Here is a 17,395-nt window from a genome sequence, read left to right as displayed (position 1 = left end):
AAAAGGCGTATAAAAATACGCCTTTTTCGTACCGTACTTAGATATTGCTATCCAGGAACTGCTTTAACTGGGTTTTTGACAGCGCACCAACCTTGGTTGCTGCAACCTGACCGTTTTTGAATAACAGTAAGGTTGGAATACCACGAATACCAAACTTAGGTGGTGTATTCGGGTTCTGGTCGATATTGACCTTAGCAACAGTGACCTTACCGGCGTATTCAGTGGCGACATCATCCAGGATTGGCGCGATCATTTTACAAGGCCCACACCACTCTGCCCAGAAGTCTACCAGTACCGGCGCTTCTGCTTTTAACACGTCAGTTTCGAAACTGTCGTCAGAAACCTGTAAAATATGTTCGCTCATCTATTTCTCCGTTCAGGCTGTGCAGTTACACTGCAAATATCTATTATCAATTTAATCGCGGCTGTTTCTTATTGCAAGCGTAACAGTTATGCTAGGCAGGTATGAATAAAACACACTTAACATCGCATAAATTCGCCGATTTCGCATTGGCGCCCCAGGTTCTTGACGCATTGAATGCGCAAGGTTTCGGTTATTGTACGCCAATTCAGGCCCAATGTTTACCCCTGGCGTTAGCTGGCAAAGATATCGCCGGTCAAGCACAAACAGGTACGGGTAAAACCCTGGCCTTCTTAACGGCGACCTTTCACCATCTGCTGACCCATGAGCCAAAAGGCTCAGGCCAACCGCGGGCTATTATTATGGCTCCTACGCGCGAACTGGCCGTTCAGATCCATAATGATGCCGTAATGCTGGCGCAAAAAGCCAATCTGCGGCTTGGTCTGATCTATGGGGGCGAGGGCTATGATTCTCAACGCCAGGCTCTGGAGCAGGGTGTAGATATTTTAATTGGTACTACCGGCCGGCTGATCGATTACCTGAAACAAGGTTTGTACGATTTGTCGCAAATTCAGGTGGTGGTGCTGGATGAAGCGGATCGGATGTTCGATCTTGGTTTTATCAAAGATATCCGCTTTATGTTTAACCGGATGCCGCCGGCGACCGAACGCTTAAGTTTATTATTCTCTGCCACCCTGTCGTACAAGGTACAGGAACTGGCGTTTGAGAAGATGAATCAGCCGGTACATATCCATATCGCGCCTGAAGAAATGACCGGTAGCCGGATCAGTGAAGAACTGTTCTATCCGGCGCATGAACATAAGATGCCGCTGTTGCTAACGCTGTTGGAAGAAGAATGGCCGGATAAAGCCATTGTGTTTGCCAATACCAAGCATGCCTGTGAAGATGTCTATCATTGGTTAGACGCCGATGGTCACCGGGTTGGCTTATTAACCGGTGACGTGATCCAGAAAAAGCGGCTGAAAATCCTCGATGATTTTACTACCGGCAAACTGGATATCCTGGTGGCGACCGATGTTGCCGCCCGTGGTTTACATATCCCGAAAGTCAGCCATGTTTTTAACTACGATTTGCCGGATGACTGCGAAGACTACGTACATCGCATTGGCCGCACCGGTCGCGCTGGCGAGAGTGGTAAAGCGATCAGTTTTGCCTGCGAACGTTATGCGTTAAATCTGACGGCGATTGAAGACTATATCAAGCATCCGATCCCGGTTACCCAGTACGACGTGGATGCCTTGCTGACCGATCTTACCCCGCCAAAACCGCGGGTCAGACGCCGCCCGGGCCAGGCCCGCAGTGGTGGTCGCAGCCATAGTGGACGCAGTAGCCATGGCGCCAGAGCCCCGCGTAATCGCCCCTGATCTCACCGCAGCCAAAATGGCTACGCCTTCACCGCATAGTGATATCTATGCGGTGATCGATCTTGGCTCCAACAGCTTTCATATGCTGATGGTCAAGGTGGTCGGCGGCTCGGTGCAAGTTATTGGCCGGGTCAAACGCAAGGTCAGGCTGGCGGCCGGTTTAAACGACAGCCTGGTGCTCAGTCATAAAGCAATGAAACGTGGCTGGGAGTGCCTGGCCCTTTTCGCCGAGCGCCTGCAGGACATCCCCAGTCAGAATATCCGTATCGTTGGCACCGCGACTTTGCGTCTGGCGCGCAATGTCAGCAGCTTTTTAACCGAGGCCGAAGCCATTTTAGGGCAAAAAGTCGAGGTGATTAGCGGCGAGGACGAAGCCCGCATCATTTATCTGGGCGTGGCCCATACCTCCAACAGTGATAGCAGTCGCCTGGTGATTGATATTGGTGGCGCCAGTACCGAGGTGGTGATTGGTCAGGGCTTTAGCCCGAAACAGCTGGCCAGTTTAAATATGGGCTGTGTCACCTACCTGGAACGCTATTTCAGCGATCAGCAACTGAGCGAAGAAAACTTTTTGGCGGCGATAGCTGCGGCTGAGCAACAAATTCAGCCTATTGTCAGCGAGTTCCGGCAGGCCGGCTGGCAGCTGGCGGTGGGCGCATCGGGCACAGTGCAGGCGGTACAGGAAATGCTGGTCGCTCAGGGTAAAGACGAAGTGATTACCCTGCAAAAACTGGATGATATCTTGCAGCAGGTGATGGCCTGTGGCCAGTTGCAGCAGCTAAATCTGGTTGGGCTGGCGCAGGAACGCAAGCAGGTATTTCCATCCGGCTTAGCCATTCTGATTGCCCTGTTCCGGCAGCTGGATATTCAGGGCATGACACTGTCCGGCGGTGCGCTGCGTGAAGGCGTATTGTACAGCATGCTGCCGCAACTGCAGGATGCCAATGTCCGGCATCGTACCGTAAACAGTCTGATGATCCGCTATTTTATTGATCAACAGCATGCGCAGCGGGTGGCTGAGATGGCACTGGAGCTAGCGGCGCAATTACAAAGTCGCTGGGATCTGCAGAAGTTTGAAGGCCTGAGCATGCTGCGGTGTAGTGCCTTGTTGCATGAACTTGGCCTGTTAATCGAATACAAAAATCACCATCATCATGGTGCCTATATTATCAGCCACTCCGATTTACCCGGCTTTACCCGCGCACAGCAGCAGTTGTTAATGGCTCTGGTACATAACCATCGCGCCGAAATCATGCCTGAAGTCCTGGCCCGGCAGACGATGACGTCAGTGGTGTTGGCGGTGCGTCTGACCCGTATCCTGCGCCTGGCGGTGATATTGTCGATGCGACGCCGGCATGAGGCCCTGCCTCAGGTCACGATCAACGCGAAGGCAGAAAGCCTGGAGCTGGTGTTACCGAACGGTTGGCTGGAACAACACCCTTTGATGCGTGCCGAGCTGGAACAGGAAATCCAGTACCAGCAACAAGCTGGTTGGCAGTTGAGTATCAATTAAGCGGGCTTTGTCGGACGCCTGTCGCGAAGCACAGGCGCCGCTGGTCTCAGGCGCCCTGTTTCAACCAGATCGCAACTTTCTTGGCGAAGTAGGTCAGGATGCCATCGGCGCCGGCGCGTTTAAACGCCAGTAACGACTCCATAATCACCGGTTGTTCAGCCAGCCAGCCATTTTGAATGGCTGCCATATGCATCGCATATTCACCACTGACCTGATAGGCAAAAGTAGGCACGCCAAACTCGTCTTTTACCCGCCGTACAATATCCAGATAAGGCATACCCGGCTTTACCATCACCATATCGGCGCCTTCTTCCAGATCCAACGCCACTTCATGCAAGGCTTCGTTGCTGTTAGCCGGATCCATCTGATAGGTTTTTTTATTACCACCTTTAAGATTACCCGCAGAACCAACCGCATCACGGAAGGGGCCATAGTAACTGGAGGCGTATTTCGCCGAGTAAGCCAGAATACGGGTGTTAACATAACCTGCGTCTTCCAGCGCCTCGCGGATAGCGCCAATCCGGCCATCCATCATATCCGAGGGCGCAACGATATCGGCACCGGCAGCAGCATGTGACAGTGCTTGCTTCACCAGCGCCTCAGTGGTGATATCATTTAGCACATAACCGTTATCATCAATAATGCCGTCCTGACCGTGGGTAGTAAAAGGATCCAAGGCCACATCAGTGATAATGCCCAGTTCCGGAACCTGCTGTTTCAGTAGTTTTACCGCCCGTTGCACCAGCGCATCCGGCTGCCAGGCCTCTTCAGCGTTTAATGACTTCTTCGCTGCCGGTACCACCGGGAACAGCGCGATGGCAGGAATACCGAGAGCAACCAGCTCTTTCGCTTCCTCAAGCAGCAGGTCGAGACTCAGTCGCTCAATACCTGGCATGGAGGCGATACTCTCCCGTTGTTGTTCACCTTCGACAATAAACAGCGGATAAATCAGATCATCGACTGTCAGCTTGTGTTCGGCCATCAGGCGGCGACTAAAGTCCTGTTCACGCATCCGGCGGGGCCGGCTGGCTGGGAAATAGCGATTTGTATTCACTTAGTGATCCTCAAGTTGAAATAGCCGGCAGCTATTAGCATAGGTTTGCGCTGCGATTTCGGCCAACTCACGGCCAGTCAGCCGCGCGACCTCCGCCGCTATCGCCGGCAGTAACGCCGGGGTATTACGTTTTGGTCTGGGTCTTACTGTTCTGGGGAGTAAGTAGGGGGCGTCGGTCTCCAGAATTAAGCGATCGGCCGGAATATAGTGGATGGCTTGCTGTAATGCCTGACCGCGACGTTCGTCGCAGAGCCAGCCGGTGATGCCAATATAGAGCCCCAGGTCCAGGTAAGCTTGTAGCTGACTGCGATCGCCGGTAAAGCAGTGCGCGATGCCATAGCTGATTTGTTGCTCGTTTAGCATCGCCAGTTGGGTAGCAAAGGCATCCCGTTCATGCAGGTACAGCGCTTTATCAAGCTGTTTAGCCAGTTGCAGCTGCTCGGCGAAAACCTGTTGTTGTTGCTGACGCGGCGAAAAATCGCGGTTAAAGTCCAAGCCACATTCGCCAATCGCGACTACGCCAGGCTGAAGTGCCAGCTGTTGCAGGCTAGCCAGCCAGTCGCTACTAACCTGGGCTGCCTGATGCGGATGGACGCCTGCTGTGGTGTAGCAGTTCGCATATTGCTGGCGGAACCCCAGGTTGTGTTGGCTTTCTGCCAGCTCACTGCTAATTAACAGCAAACGCGCTATGCCAGCCGCCTGCGCTTCGTCCACAATAGCGGCTTCCTGACCGGCAAATTGCGGGCTAAATAAATTTACCCCGGCATCAAACCAGCGCATCTTAGTTGCTGCGTACCACTTTCAAGGTGCGGTTGCTGCCATCTTTACCCAGATAGAAAGCGCCCAGCATGCCACGCTTAATATAGATGCGCTCACCGCTTTGTAGGGGGAATTGGCCAGAGCCGCTCTGACGCCAGATTTGGCCATTATCCAGCTCAATAATCATTTCTTTACGTGGACTCAGGCTAAGCTTGGTGACAGTGGCATAGAGTTGGTCCACCGGATCTGCCGCGACCTGACGATGTTCTTTGCCGAAATTATCCGTGGCTGGCGTGGCTATGGTGGCTTGCCGCGCGCGTTCAGCGGCCTGTGGTGCCGGGGTGGCTACGGTGCCTGCAGTGCGTAGATTAATTTCGTCATAGCAGACCAGCCGCTTTAACGCATTTTGCTCGGTACGGCACTGCTCTAATTGCGCTGCCAGCGAACTTTGCGCCTGTAGCATGGGGCTGGCTAACAGTAACAGGGCGAAAGTTGAAGTCGTAAACAGTAATTTCATGGTTCTTGTTCCTGCGAGGGTTCATCAGTCTTGGGCTGATAAAAACGGCTGAGCCAAAGGCCGGCTTCAAACAACAGCCACATCGGAATAGCCAGTAGGGTTTGTGATAAGACATCAGGCGGTGTTAATAACATGCCAAGTACAAAGGCGCCGACAATAATATAAGGGCGCTTTTCGGCCAGTGCCTGCCGGGTTACGCTGCCGCTCCAGATCAATAACAGAATCGCAATCGGGATCTCAAAAGATAAGCCAAAAGCAAAGAACAGCTTCAGCACGAAATCCAGATAGCTGCTGATATCGGTAGCAATGGTGACACCGGCCGGCGCGACACTGGTAAAAAAGGCGAAAATCAGTGGGAAGACGACAAAGTAGGCAAACGCTATGCCGGCATAAAACAGCAGGGTGCTGCTGAAAACCAGCGGTGCCATCAGCTTTTTCTCACGGCTGTATAGCGCCGGCGCAATAAATTGCCACACTTGCCACAGAATATACGGAATAGCCAGACAGATCGCGACGATAAAGGTCAGCTTAAAGGGCGCGAAAAAGGGGGCTGCAACGTCTGTGGCAATCATGCTGGTGCCTTCCGGCAACACCGCTAACAGTGGTTCTGCCAGCAGGGCGTAGATATCACGCGCAAAGTAAGCCAGCGCAGCAAAGACGATTAAGACCGCAATAACGCAGCGGAGCAGACGGTTACGTAACTCGACGAGGTGACCTAACAGGCTGTCAGGATCCGGTTTTGTTTTCATTATTTACAGCGGTCTCTTCGGCAGTTGGTGCTGGAGTTTCTGGGGTTGGCACTGGCAAAGGTGTCGCCTGAGCAGAACTGGCCGGGCGCACCGCATTTGCCGCTTCGGTGAGCTCCTTTAGCGCTGCGGTTTCCTCAGCAGTCAGATTAACCAGGCCTTTGGCTTCAGCGTCTTTTAGCTTTTGATGTAACTCATGTACACGCAGGTTGTCATTCAGCTCGGCCTGCATTTGCTGGCCAAACTGTTTGATACTGCGCACTGTCTTCACGGTACTGCGGATCGCCCCGGGCAGGCGTTCCGGTCCCAGCACCAGCAGGGCGACCACCGCGATAACCAGCAGTTCCCAAAAGCCCATAATCAGACTTTATCTTTTTCAGTGTTAACCGTGTTGCTGTTGGCAGCGGTGTTTTTCTGCTCTGGCAGCTGTTGTGGCTTTTGCTCGGCGGCTGGCTGTTCCGGCTGCTCTTCATCTTTAATTGAGCTGCGGAATCCTTTGATGGCTGAGCCTAAATCAGAGCCAATACCGCGCAGCTTCTTGGTGCCGAACAGCAAAACAATAATCGCCAATACAATCAACAGTTGCCAGATACTAATACCACCAAAACCCATGCTCTTATCCTCGGAATTGCCTGACTGCTGCTAGTGCAGCAGCGCCCTAACCGTTAGGGCGATGGCACCGGCCCCCAACAGGCTGGCCAGTACCGGTAAATTGATGCTAAGCGCTATACTAGCACTGATTAAGCTGGCTGCTGCAAGCACCGCACTAATAATTTGCGCTTTCCCATGTTGCTGTTGTTGTTGCAACGCTTGTAACTGCAACAGCAGCGCCTGTTGTTGCCGTGGGCCTTGCTCCAGATAGCGGTGCAGTAGCTCCGGCATCTGGGGCATTTTTTCTGCCCAGAACGGAAAATTCTCTTTCACCTGCCGCCAAATCGCTGGCAAGCCTACCTGTTGTTTGACCCAGTTTTCCAGAAAGGGTTTAGCGGTTTTCCATAAATCCAGTTGCGGATACAGTTGCCGCCCTAAACCCTCAATATAGAGCAGGGTTTTCTGCAACAGCACCAACTGCGGCTGGACCTGCATTTCAAAGCGGCGCGCTGTATTAAATAAATTCAGCAGCACATGCCCAAAGGAAATCTCAGCCAGCGGCTTTTGAAAAATTGGCTCGCAGACGGTGCGGATCGCACTTTCAAATTCTTCTACCTTGGTATGGGCGGGTACCCAGCCAGAGTCCAGATGCAGCTGTGCCACCTTGCGATAATCGCGATTAAAAAAGGCGACAAAATTTTCTGCCAGATAGCGCTTATCTTCGGCATTGAGGGTACCCACGATGCCACAATCAATACCGATATACTTTGGATTTTCCGGATGCTCACGCGCAACGAAGATATTCCCCGGATGCATGTCGGCATGAAAAAAGCTGTCACGGAATACCTGGGTAAAAAACACCTCGACCCCGCGTTTGGCCAGCAGCTCCATATTAGTGCCTTGCGCTTCCAGTGCCGCGATATCAGAAACCGGAATACCATAGATCCGTTCCATGACCATAATATTACTGCGGCTGTAATCGGCGTAAACAAAAGGAATATACAGCGAATCTGAGCCTTCAAAGTTGCGTCGTAGTTGAATAGCGTTCGCTGCTTCGCGTTGCAAATCCAGTTCATCGAGAATGGTTTTGCGATATTCCGATACCACTTCCCGTGGCCGCAGACGTTTGCCATCGGGTAACAGGCGGGCCGCGATTACGGCCAGGCTGTCCATCAGGGCGAGATCAGCCAGGATTTGCTTTTCGATCCCCGGGCGGATCACCTTAACCACGACAGCCGCCTGGGTGCCGTCAGCTAATTGCAAGCGGGCGCTGTGCACCTGGGCAATCGAGGCCGAAGCCAGAGGTGTAATGTCGAATTCGGCGAACAGCTGCTGGATATCATTTAGTCCCAGCGCCTGTTCGATTAATGCCTTGGCTTGCTCACCAGGAAAGGGGCTGACCTTATCCTGTAGGATCGCCAGCTCGTCTGCCAGCTCGGCCGGTAATAAATCGCGCCGGGTGGATAACATCTGGCCAAACTTAATCCAGACCGGTCCCAGACTTTGCAATGCCAGACGCAGTCTGGCGGCGACAGACTGTTCGGGATAGCGGTTTTTTAACCAGAACAGACAACGCCGCGCCGCCCGGGCATACCAGGGTTGCCACTGGGCAGGGATCAGCTCATCCAGCCCATATTGCAGCAAGGTTTTCTGGATCTGATAGAAACGGCTTAGGCGCACCTGGACTCCTGCAGTTGTTGGATTTTGCGTCGGACTTGCTCTACCTGCCCCTGCAGTTGGCTAAGCTGTTGGGTAAACAGCTCGTATTCTGCCCGCACCGGTACTAATTGCAGTTCATCCTGTACCAGCTCGAGCTGTGTTTGCTGTAACAACTGCCATTTCTGACTACAGTAGCTGTTGAGTTGGCTTAACGTCTGCAACAATTTATGACTGGTGGCATCCCCCAGATAGCGGGCAAGCTCGGTTTGCCAGTCGGGGTCAAGCTGCTGGAAAAAACTGGCATATTGCTGCGCCAGCTGTAAGTCGCCGTCAATTTGCAGGGCATCGGCTTTAATCAGGCGGGTTAACTGGCTGGGGTCGCGCAGTTGGCGCAAACTGGCCAGATCGGTACTGATCCGGCAGTCGGCCGTTTCGTCCTGCTGATTAAATAGCAAACTATCGCTACCGGCGCTGACCACTATCGTCAGTTTCAGCTCGCGTAAGGCGAAAGCCAGCTGTTTGCCTTGTAGCTGACGCAGTTTGGGCAGGCAGGATGGATCCAGCGCTATCGCTTTGCGGCTGAGCCGCTCTGCCACAGCACACAGCAATTGTGGCAATAACGGCAACATCAGAATTTATAGCCCCGATGTAAGGCGACAATACCACCGGTCAGATTATGGTAACTGACTTCCTGGAAGCCGGCGTCCTGCATCATCTGCTTTAAGGTTTCCTGATCCGGGTGCATCCGGATTGACTCGGCCAGATACTGGTAGCTTTCTTTATCATTGGCGATCAACTGGCCCATAAAAGGCAGAATGCGGAACGAGTAGAGGTCATAAGCTTTACTGAGTAATTCGCTTTCTGGTTTGGAAAACTCCAGTACCAGCAGGCGACCACCGGGCTTGAGCACCCGGAACATTGAGCGCAGTGCCGCATCTTTATCGGTGACATTACGTAAGCCAAAGCCAATAGAGACAATATCGAAGCTGTTGTCGGCAAAGGGCAGGGCTTCAGCGTTGGCTTGCACAAATTCGATATTATTCACCAGGCCCAGGTCACGCAGTTTATCGCGGCCGACATTTAGCATTGACTCATTAATATCGGCCAGTACCACTTTGCCGCTTGGACCAACCCGTTTGGAGAATAAGGCAGTAATATCGCCGGTACCCCCGGCCAGATCCAGTACCTGTTGCCCGGCCCGCACGCCGCTGCAGTCGATAGTAAAACGTTTCCACAGCCGGTGAATGCCCATCGACATCACGTCATTCATAATGTCGTACTTGGCGGCGACCGAGTGAAAGACATCGGCGACCATCGCAACTTTCTGCTCTTTAGGTACAGATTTAAAGCCAAAATGCGTGGTGTTATTGGTAGGTTCGGACATAACAAAGCCTGCTTGGGAACATTAGGCCGCTAGTGTAAAAGATTACGCCGGCCGAGCCAACAACCAGAGGGGATCCCGTTAAAAAATATGCAACACGCCCGTCAGACAGCGGCCAGCATGGCCTCGTTGGCAACCTGATTGCGGCCACGTTGTTTTGCCAGCTGTAACACGTTATTGGTGCGCGATAAAAACTGATACCAGTTTTCCGATGCCTGATACAGTGCCACACCCAGTGAGATAGTGATTTTCGGTAAGCTTTTCTTATCCCGGGCGGAGACAAAACGCAGTTTCTCAACGCCTTTGCGGACTTGTTCGGCAATTTCGGCGGCGGTTCTCAGGTCTACATCGGGTAGCAGCAGTAAAAACTCTTCCCCGCCAGAGCGCACCGGCATACCACTTTCCTGTACATAGCTGCGCACTTTTTTCGCCACCTTGGACAAAATAATATCGCCAATGGTGGCGCCATAATCCTGATTAAAACGGGCAAAGTGATCCAAATCTACCGCAATAGCCGCGATGCGTCGGTCAGGTTGTTCGCTTAACCACAGCTCAACCTGATTTTGCATCGCCACCCTGTTATACAAGCCAGTCAGGGGATCTTGCAGTCGTTGCTGTTTTAGTTGTTCCAGCTCATCACGCAGCTGATGGCTTTGCTGGTTTGCCGCCACCAGTTGCTGATTCAATTGTTGCTGCTGTTTACGGTAGGCGAGGGTGACTTGTTTCAATTCGGCCAGCGCCGGAGGCATCGGCTGGGCATCTTGCTCCAGCTTAAAGGCGGTATGATCCAATTGGTCGATAAAGTTTTCGGTGGCTTCAGCGGCGAGGTCAGTGTAACCGGAAAGCCGGCTGACCATACCTGATACATCCTGCAACAGTTGCTCCTGTTGCTGATGTTCCGGCATTAAATAGCGGTTGTACAGCTCCGCCATAATAAAGTCGTCAAACTCGGCCTTAGCTGCCAGTTTCTGTTCTATCGCCTGACACAGTTCAGCGTTATTCCCACTGATGTATTCGTAGGCAACAGTGTAATTGGTCGGATGCGCGGCAAGCTGGTTATGGCGCAAAAAGGCACCTACCTGCGTTGCTTTGTCCAAAGCTTGCTGCATCGTGTCCTTGTACTTCATGGCAGGGATCAGGGCTCCATCAGCGCAATCTTATTATTCTTTCAAACCTATAGTACGTGATAAAAGATTACAGGCAATATCTTTTACAGATAATTTAGTGATTGTATTGAAATTCGCAGTGCGCCGGAGTTCAGATTGCCGAAAATAGCGATAAAGTGCCGGTTTAATCGGTTCCGTGCTCTGCTTTTTTGCGGTCAGACAGGTACAATCAAGGAAAGAAAATCAAAATAACAGGGAATCACTGATGCAAATACGAGCAAAACCCCTCAGTCTGATTGCTGCGATACTGCTGTTGGCAGGCTGTGCCAGTAAGACTCCGGACGCTGTGGCGCCGGGCTTTAGCCAACTGGCTGAGCAGATTTGGCAGGCTGAAACCGCCCTGCGTACGCCAGCACCGGGTACCTTAACCGATATGTCGCCGGCAGCACTGGCTGCACGGCAACAACAACGGCTGGCATTGCAGCAGCAGTTACAGGCGGTTGACCTGACGCGGCTGAGCGAACAGGATAAGATTAATCACGCCATTCTGAGTTATCGGCTGGCGGATGAGATCGATCAGTATCAATTTAATGCGCATTTGATGCCATTGACCTCTGAATCGGGCTTTCATACCTCGCTGGCGTTTAGTTTTCAGCGCTCTGCTTTACGGCAAGTCGATGATTACCAGCAATATTTACAACGGTTGGCCGCGATTCCCGGTTATATGGCGCAACAGATCGCGCTGATGCAGCAGGGCCTGGACCAAGGTATTACCCAGCCGGCGGTAGTGCTGGCGGGTTTTGAGCAAAGTATCAGTTCCTATATTGCCCTGCCTGAGCAAAGCGTGTTTTTTCAGCCGCTACAGCGCAAATCAGACCTGATCAGTGAGCAGGAATGGCAAAGCTTCCGGCAGCAGGCCCTCGGCATAATTGAGACGGCGGTGAATCCGGCGTTTCAGGGCTTCTACGATTTTATGGTGCAGCAATACTTACCGGGCGCACGCCAGGATATTGCTGCCAGCACCTTGCCAAATGGCGCGGCGTTCTACCAAAATCGCTTGGAGCACTACACCACGCTACAGATGACGCCGCAGCAGGTACACGACATTGGTCTGGCGGAAGTGGCGCGGATCCGTGCTGAGATGCAGCAGGTAATTGATAGTCTTGGCTTTACCGGCAGCTTTGCCGATTTTGTGCAGTTCTTGCGCGAAGATCCGCAATTCTACCCGCAATCAGCCGATGAGCTGCTGCGTTATGCCGCCTGGTTGTCGAAGCGGGCCGATGCCCAGTTACCGCGCTTCTTTAAACTATTACCACGCACGCCTTATGGCGTGGTAGAAGTGCCGGCAGAAATTGCTCCCAAATATACGACTGGCCGCTACTCCGGTGCTGCCCGTGACGATCAGGCGGGTTACTACTGGGTGAATACCTATGCCCTGAACCGGCGACCACTGTATGAAATGGAAGCTCTGACACTGCATGAGGCGGTACCCGGCCACCACTTACAGATCTCCCTGGCGCGGGAGCAAGGCGATTTACCGGACTATCGACGCACCTTCTACACCTCAGCCTTTGGCGAGGGCTGGGGTTTGTATGCCGAGTATCTGGGGCTGGAAATGGGCTTTTATCAGGACCCATACAGTAATTTTGGCCGTCTGACCTATGAGATGTGGCGTGCTGCGCGGCTGGTCGTAGATACCGGCATGCATAGTCTGGGTTGGAGCCGGCAGCAAGCGATCGACTTTTTGGCCGAAAATACCGCCTTATCAATGCACAATGTGCAAACGGAAATTGATCGCTATATCAGCTGGCCGGCACAGGCGCTGTCGTACAAGCTGGGTGAGTTGACCATTCGCCGGTTGCGGCAACAGGCGGAACAGCAACTGGGGGATAAATTTGATATCCGAGCCTTCCATCAGGTCGTGCTGGGTAATGGCAGTGTACCGCTGGCGGTGTTGGAACAGCAGGTACAAAATTATATCCAGCAGCAACTCAGCGGCTCCTAACAGGACATAAAAAGAGAACGCCGACTAAGCCGGCGTTGTCATCTATTTCTCTCTGGAAAACTGAATCAGTATCAGAAATTAATATCTAACCCCGAAGGACAATATCAGGGGCAGTATCAATCTGGCCTTCCTGGTCAATCGCCGCCAGCTTACCGTCAAAATCCAGTACCGCAAGCTTGCCATACGGTAAATGACGGACAAATTGTAGCTGGTAGCCATAACGCTGCAATTCAGCGACCGAGAATTTCTGCGCTAAACTTAACTGATCCCAAAAATAATTAAGGTCCTTTTCCGTCTGGCGCCTTTCCTGTACCTGTATAGCTAGCATAACGGGCTCCAAAACACAGGATTAAGTGAGGGACTATTGTAACGCTAATAGATCCCGCCATTGTTGTATCGTAACTGGCATCACTGACAATCTGCTGCCTTTTTGTGCAACAGGCAACTCAGCCATCTTAGCCGAGCTTTTAATTTTGTCCAGTGTTATTAGTCTGGGTAATTTGTTTACAAAACGCAAATCGACGGCGACCCAACGCGGTTGCTGCGGCGAGCTTTTCGCATCGTAATAAGGGCTACGGGGGTCAAATTGACTGGGATCAGCATAAGCTGCTCTGACCACTTCCGCAATTCCGGCCACACCAATGTCTTTGCAACTGGAATGGTAGATCAACACCTGATCGCCGACCACGACACCATCGCGCAGAAAGTTTCGCGCCTGATAATTGCGCACACCTTCCCAAACAATAGGGGTTGTCGGTGCGCGCGCAAAATCGTCAATACTGCATTCGCTGGGTTCAGTTTTAAATAACCAATAGTTCATTTTGCCAGGCTCCGGTAATTACGGCAGAATAACCCCTCTTGCTAGCGGAAAAGGTTACCGTATGAGTCAGGTACTTGCGAATTTATTATCACTGCTGAAACTTGAGACCATAGAGTTGGGCTTATACCGCGGCCAAAGTCAGGATCTGGGGTTTAAGGCGGTGTTCGGTGGTCAGGTGATGGGCCAGGCGCTATCGGCAGCCAAAGAAACGCTGCCCGAAGAGCGTAAATTACATTCGTTCCATTCGTATTTCTTACGCCCGGGTGATGCCAGCAAGCCGATTGTCTATGAAGTTGACAATATCCGTGATGGCAAAAGCTTTAGTACCCGCCGGGTCAGTGCCATTCAGTATGGTAAACCGATCTTCTATATGACGGCGTCATTCCAGGATGAGGAGCTGGGCTTTGAACATCAGCTCAACATGCCACAGGTACCGGGCCCGGATCAGCTGGTATCGGATCTCGATTTCTACCAACAGCATGCGGCGCAAATTCCGGAAAAGTTACGCAGTAAGTTTATCTGCGAAAAACCGATCGAAATGCGGCCGGTGGATTTTCAAAATCCGTTTTCGCCGGTGGTCAGTGCGCCAAAGCGTTATGTCTGGTTTAAAGCCAATGGCAGCATGCCAGATGATCTGCGGGTGCATAAATATCTGCTGGCCTATGCATCAGACTTTAACTTTCTGCCTACTGCTTTGCAGCCGCATGGTCGTTCTTTTATGGCGAAAAATATGCAGGTCGCCACTATCGACCATGCCATGTGGTTTCATCAGGATTTTCGTTTTGATGACTGGTTGCTCTACGCTGTGGATAGCCCGGCCGCATCCGGCGGCCGGGGTTTAGTGCAAGGCCAGTTTTTTACCCGCGATGGTAAACTGGTGGCGACCACTATCCAGCAAGGGGTGATCCGCGAGTATCAGGAGCCGGGTTGAGTGGTTGCGGCCTCCGGCATAATGCTGTGAATACTCTGTAACACTTCGCTACGCAACAACAAGTTAACGGTAGCCGCCAGCCGCGACAAGGCTGGCGTTGCCTGTAACCGGTTGTCCTGATCTGACTGACAGTAACCCTCCAGTTTTAATGCCTGGCTTAAGCCGGCAAACAGATTCTTGTCGTAGTATTCCGGCGCATTGATGCCATGCAAGGTTAGTAAACGTTGCGCCAGCTGATGGCTTTGCTGTTCCAGCTCTGGGCGCGGCAGCGGGCCATGCGCCCGCAGCAGGTTAAAGACCATGGCATAGCGCTGCAGCGTATGTTCGGCGTTGTGCGCCAGCAAATCTAACATCATATATTCGCGGCTGTGCTGCGGTGGTGCCAGATAATCTTCGCCGTCCTGTATTAATAACCCCTGCGCCTGCAGTTGTTGCACCTGTTGCCTGATATAGTGCTGCAGTGAGGGCACCTGCAAAAATAGCTCATGTTTTAACAGGCTATACAGTTGCTCGGCCAGGCTTTGCAATTCAGTCAAACTGAGTCGCTGCTGTCTGAGCACAGCTGAAGCCAGAATGGCCGGCAGAATAAACAGATGCAGAATATTATTCCGGTAATAACTCATCAGTATCGCTTGCTGCGGGCTTAGACTGACCAGTTCACCGAAACTGTCTGCCGTCAGCATGATTTTTTGCATCTTGGCCGCATGCTCCAGCATTTGCTCGGCACTTTGTTCTGGCAGGCTGACATTAGCATGATAGGGTACTGCTTGCTGCAGCGTCAGATAGGCTTGCAGCTGTTGCACCAGCTCTTGCCGGGTCAGGCTATGCTTATCGCTGGCCAGCAAACAGAGGGCAATCAGGTTAATGCTGTTCAATGCCGCCGCCTGATTGATATGCCGCATAATCTGCTCGGACAACTTGCCGGTCACCGGATTTAACCACTGCGGTTTAGGTGCTTCCAGTGGGTTAATTTCACTTTTCCACGCTGGCACTTGCTGGCTCAGATACTGGTTCAGTGAAATCGGCTCGCCAAAGTTGACATAGCCATAGCCATAATCGCGCAGATTACGGATTGCCTTCAGTACGCCAAACACCGATTCTTTTTGCTTACCTGAGCCCTGCAGTTCGCTAAGGTAGGTATTGACCTCCATCACATGCTCGTAACCCAGATACACCGGTACCAGCGTGACCGGGCGATCGATACCGCGTAGCATCGACTGTACTGTCATCGCCAGCATGCCGGTTTTGGGCTGCAACAGCCGGCCGGTGCGGCTGCGACCGCCTTCAGTGTAATACTTAACGGCATAACCTTTGATAAACAACAAACTCAGGTATTCACGGAATACGGCTGAGTAAAGCTTGTTGCCACTAAAGCTGCGTCGGATAAAGAAAGCGCCACCGCGGCGGAAAATGGTACCGGCTGGCCAGAAGTTCAGATTGATACCGGCCGCAATATGCGGCGGCACCAGGCCCTGATGATAGATGATGTAGCTAAGTAATAAGTAATCCATATGGCTGCGGTGACAGGGGACATAGACAATTTCGTGCCCTTTTTGTGCCAGCTCGCGCAGCTGATCGGCATTTTTTACCTTGATGCCGTAGTAGAGTTTTTGCCATAACCAGCTGAGGATACGGTCGCCAAAGCGTAGCGTCGAGGTGCGGTAGTCTGCGGCAATTTCCTGCAATAACTTGCGGGCTTCCTGCTGGGCCGCCTGATAACTGATGCGTTTAGTTTCGGCCTCGTCGGCAATGGCCTTTTTCAGCGCCGGTGAAGCCAATAACGCATTAAATAACTGATTACGTTGCATCAGTTTGGGCCCGGTTGCCGCCAGCCGTTGCCGGTAAAAGTGGATCCGCGACATCCGTAACAGTTTGCGCGCCGTTTCCGGTGCGGAACCAAACTGGGCCGCCATTTGTTGCAGATCCACGGGTTTACTCAGTCGCACCAGCGTATGGCGTCCGGAAATTAGCACAATAAGTAATTTTGCCAGCCAGTTTGGTGAGTGTGCTTCGCCAATCAGCCATTTAATGCTGTTCTCTTTACCCGGTGCCCGGCCCCATAAAATGGCAGCCGGCATTAACTGCGCTCTTAGCTCAGGCTGTGCCAGATGGGCGGCTAACAGTTGCTGGCCTTGTTGCAGGGCACGGGTTTTGCCGCGCCCGCCGATCAGCCGGTGTGGTTGCTCCAGAAACAGAGTGCGGGGCAACAGCTGTGACCCTAATTGCACCTTCGATAGCGGATCAGGTAATTGTAACTGCTGACATACCCGGCGTAAGGTTGCCAAATCACTGGCGGACTCAGTATGGCAGATATACAGCAAGGGCCGTCCGGGCTCGACTCCAAGCGCATGCAGCGGATTATCGGGCACAATTTTATATTTCACCAACAGCCGGATGGGCCATCGTAACAGTTTGGTAAACAGCTTAAAGCCTGACAACATAACCTTACTGACCTGAAAAAAATGGGCGCTAAGAATAGCATAGCTGATCATAGCAGCAAGTTTTGTTCGCGCTGAAAACTTGGCAAGGCCAGAAAGACTGTATATACTCACAGTAAATACTGTATG

General features: G+C 52.3%; 18 protein-coding genes. 4 read left to right on the top strand and 14 right to left on the bottom strand.

Features of this window, described 5'->3' with window-relative positions; translation table 11 throughout:
• Nucleotides 1–37 precede the first annotated feature (37 nt).
• Nucleotides 38–364 (bottom strand): thioredoxin TrxA, encoded by a 327-nt coding sequence (gene trxA, locus AEST_RS13550; RefSeq protein WP_008609714.1) that lies wholly within the window; start codon nucleotides 362–364, stop codon nucleotides 38–40.
• Nucleotides 365–465: 101 nt separating this feature from the next.
• Here trxA and rhlB point away from each other — a divergent pair, with 101 nt between their 5' ends.
• Both rhlB and gppA read left to right on the top strand, forming a co-directional pair.
• Nucleotides 466–1,746 (top strand): ATP-dependent RNA helicase RhlB, encoded by a 1,281-nt coding sequence (gene rhlB, locus AEST_RS13545; protein WP_039925533.1) that lies wholly within the window; start codon nucleotides 466–468, stop codon nucleotides 1,744–1,746.
• A 16-nt stretch (nucleotides 1,747–1,762) separates the two neighbouring features.
• Nucleotides 1,763–3,259 (top strand): guanosine-5'-triphosphate,3'-diphosphate diphosphatase, encoded by a 1,497-nt coding sequence (gene gppA, locus AEST_RS13540; RefSeq protein ID WP_008609712.1) that lies wholly within the window; start codon nucleotides 1,763–1,765, stop codon nucleotides 3,257–3,259.
• A 46-nt stretch (nucleotides 3,260–3,305) separates the two neighbouring features.
• On the opposite strand, the gene hemB is transcribed toward gppA, so the two are convergent.
• The 10 genes from hemB to AEST_RS13490 form a co-directional block, all read right to left on the bottom strand.
• Nucleotides 3,306–4,313 (bottom strand): porphobilinogen synthase, encoded by a 1,008-nt coding sequence (gene hemB / locus AEST_RS13535; protein ID WP_008609711.1) that lies wholly within the window; start codon nucleotides 4,311–4,313, stop codon nucleotides 3,306–3,308.
• Nucleotides 4,314–5,093: a TatD family hydrolase gene (locus tag AEST_RS13530; protein WP_008609710.1), complete on the bottom strand. Its 780-nt coding sequence runs from the start codon at nucleotides 5,091–5,093 to the stop codon at nucleotides 4,314–4,316.
• A 1-nt stretch (nucleotide 5,094) separates the two neighbouring features.
• A complete protein-coding gene (locus tag AEST_RS13525) occupies nucleotides 5,095–5,589 on the bottom strand; it encodes a hypothetical protein (protein ID WP_008609709.1) in 495 nt (164 codons plus the stop codon).
• Entirely contained in the window at nucleotides 5,586–6,338 is a 753-nt protein-coding gene (gene tatC / locus AEST_RS13520) for a twin-arginine translocase subunit TatC (protein WP_008609708.1), read from the bottom strand. Before tatC ends, AEST_RS13525 begins: the two co-directional genes overlap by 4 nt.
• Nucleotides 6,316–6,693, bottom strand: a complete 378-nt coding sequence (gene tatB, locus AEST_RS13515; protein WP_008609707.1) for a Sec-independent protein translocase protein TatB — start codon at nucleotides 6,691–6,693, stop codon at nucleotides 6,316–6,318. Before tatB ends, tatC begins: the two co-directional genes overlap by 23 nt.
• A 2-nt stretch (nucleotides 6,694–6,695) precedes the next feature.
• Nucleotides 6,696–6,947: a Sec-independent protein translocase subunit TatA gene (gene tatA, locus AEST_RS13510; protein WP_008609706.1), complete on the bottom strand. Its 252-nt coding sequence runs from the start codon at nucleotides 6,945–6,947 to the stop codon at nucleotides 6,696–6,698.
• Nucleotides 6,948–6,977: 30 nt separating this feature from the next.
• The gene (gene ubiB, locus AEST_RS13505) at nucleotides 6,978–8,606 is read right to left on the bottom strand and encodes a ubiquinone biosynthesis regulatory protein kinase UbiB (RefSeq protein WP_008609705.1); all 1,629 of its coding nucleotides are present in this window, start codon (nucleotides 8,604–8,606) and stop codon (nucleotides 6,978–6,980) included.
• Entirely contained in the window at nucleotides 8,597–9,214 is a 618-nt protein-coding gene (locus AEST_RS13500) for a ubiquinone biosynthesis accessory factor UbiJ (RefSeq protein WP_008609704.1), read from the bottom strand. Before AEST_RS13500 ends, ubiB begins: the two co-directional genes overlap by 10 nt.
• Nucleotides 9,214–9,969, bottom strand: coding sequence for a bifunctional demethylmenaquinone methyltransferase/2-methoxy-6-polyprenyl-1,4-benzoquinol methylase UbiE (gene ubiE, locus AEST_RS13495; protein ID WP_008609703.1), 756 nt, complete (start codon nucleotides 9,967–9,969; stop codon nucleotides 9,214–9,216). Before ubiE ends, AEST_RS13500 begins: the two co-directional genes overlap by 1 nt.
• A 101-nt stretch (nucleotides 9,970–10,070) precedes the next feature.
• Complete coding sequence (locus AEST_RS13490) at nucleotides 10,071–11,075, bottom strand: GGDEF domain-containing protein (RefSeq protein ID WP_008609702.1); 1,005 nt, start codon at nucleotides 11,073–11,075, stop codon at nucleotides 10,071–10,073.
• Nucleotides 11,076–11,337: 262 nt separating this feature from the next.
• Here AEST_RS13490 and AEST_RS13485 point away from each other — a divergent pair, with 262 nt between their 5' ends.
• Nucleotides 11,338–13,077 (top strand): DUF885 domain-containing protein, encoded by a 1,740-nt coding sequence (locus AEST_RS13485; RefSeq protein WP_008609701.1) that lies wholly within the window; start codon nucleotides 11,338–11,340, stop codon nucleotides 13,075–13,077.
• 85 nt (nucleotides 13,078–13,162) lie between these two features.
• Here AEST_RS13485 and AEST_RS13480 read toward each other — a convergent pair whose 3' ends face one another.
• Nucleotides 13,163–13,405, bottom strand: a complete 243-nt coding sequence (locus tag AEST_RS13480) for a hypothetical protein (RefSeq protein ID WP_008609700.1) — start codon at nucleotides 13,403–13,405, stop codon at nucleotides 13,163–13,165.
• Nucleotides 13,406–13,438: 33 nt separating this feature from the next.
• Nucleotides 13,439–13,897, bottom strand: coding sequence for an EVE domain-containing protein (locus AEST_RS13475; RefSeq protein ID WP_008609699.1), 459 nt, complete (start codon nucleotides 13,895–13,897; stop codon nucleotides 13,439–13,441).
• Between the two features lie 61 nt (nucleotides 13,898–13,958).
• Here AEST_RS13475 and tesB point away from each other — a divergent pair, with 61 nt between their 5' ends.
• Nucleotides 13,959–14,828, top strand: coding sequence for an acyl-CoA thioesterase II (gene tesB, locus AEST_RS13470; protein WP_008609698.1), 870 nt, complete (start codon nucleotides 13,959–13,961; stop codon nucleotides 14,826–14,828).
• On the opposite strand, the gene plsB is transcribed toward tesB, so the two are convergent.
• Nucleotides 14,813–17,269, bottom strand: coding sequence for a glycerol-3-phosphate 1-O-acyltransferase PlsB (plsB, locus tag AEST_RS13465; protein WP_218060727.1), 2,457 nt, complete (start codon nucleotides 17,267–17,269; stop codon nucleotides 14,813–14,815). The two genes, tesB and plsB, sit on opposite strands and share 16 nt — an antisense overlap.
• Nucleotides 17,270–17,395: the final 126 nt, after the last annotated feature.

Origin of the sequence: Alishewanella aestuarii B11 (assembly GCF_000280055.1) — a bacterium.
GTDB classification, from domain to species: Bacteria; Pseudomonadota; Gammaproteobacteria; order Enterobacterales; family Alteromonadaceae; genus Alishewanella; species Alishewanella aestuarii.
The sequence above is the reverse complement of the archived record's forward strand: the minus strand, read 5'-3'. Positions and strand labels throughout refer to the sequence as shown.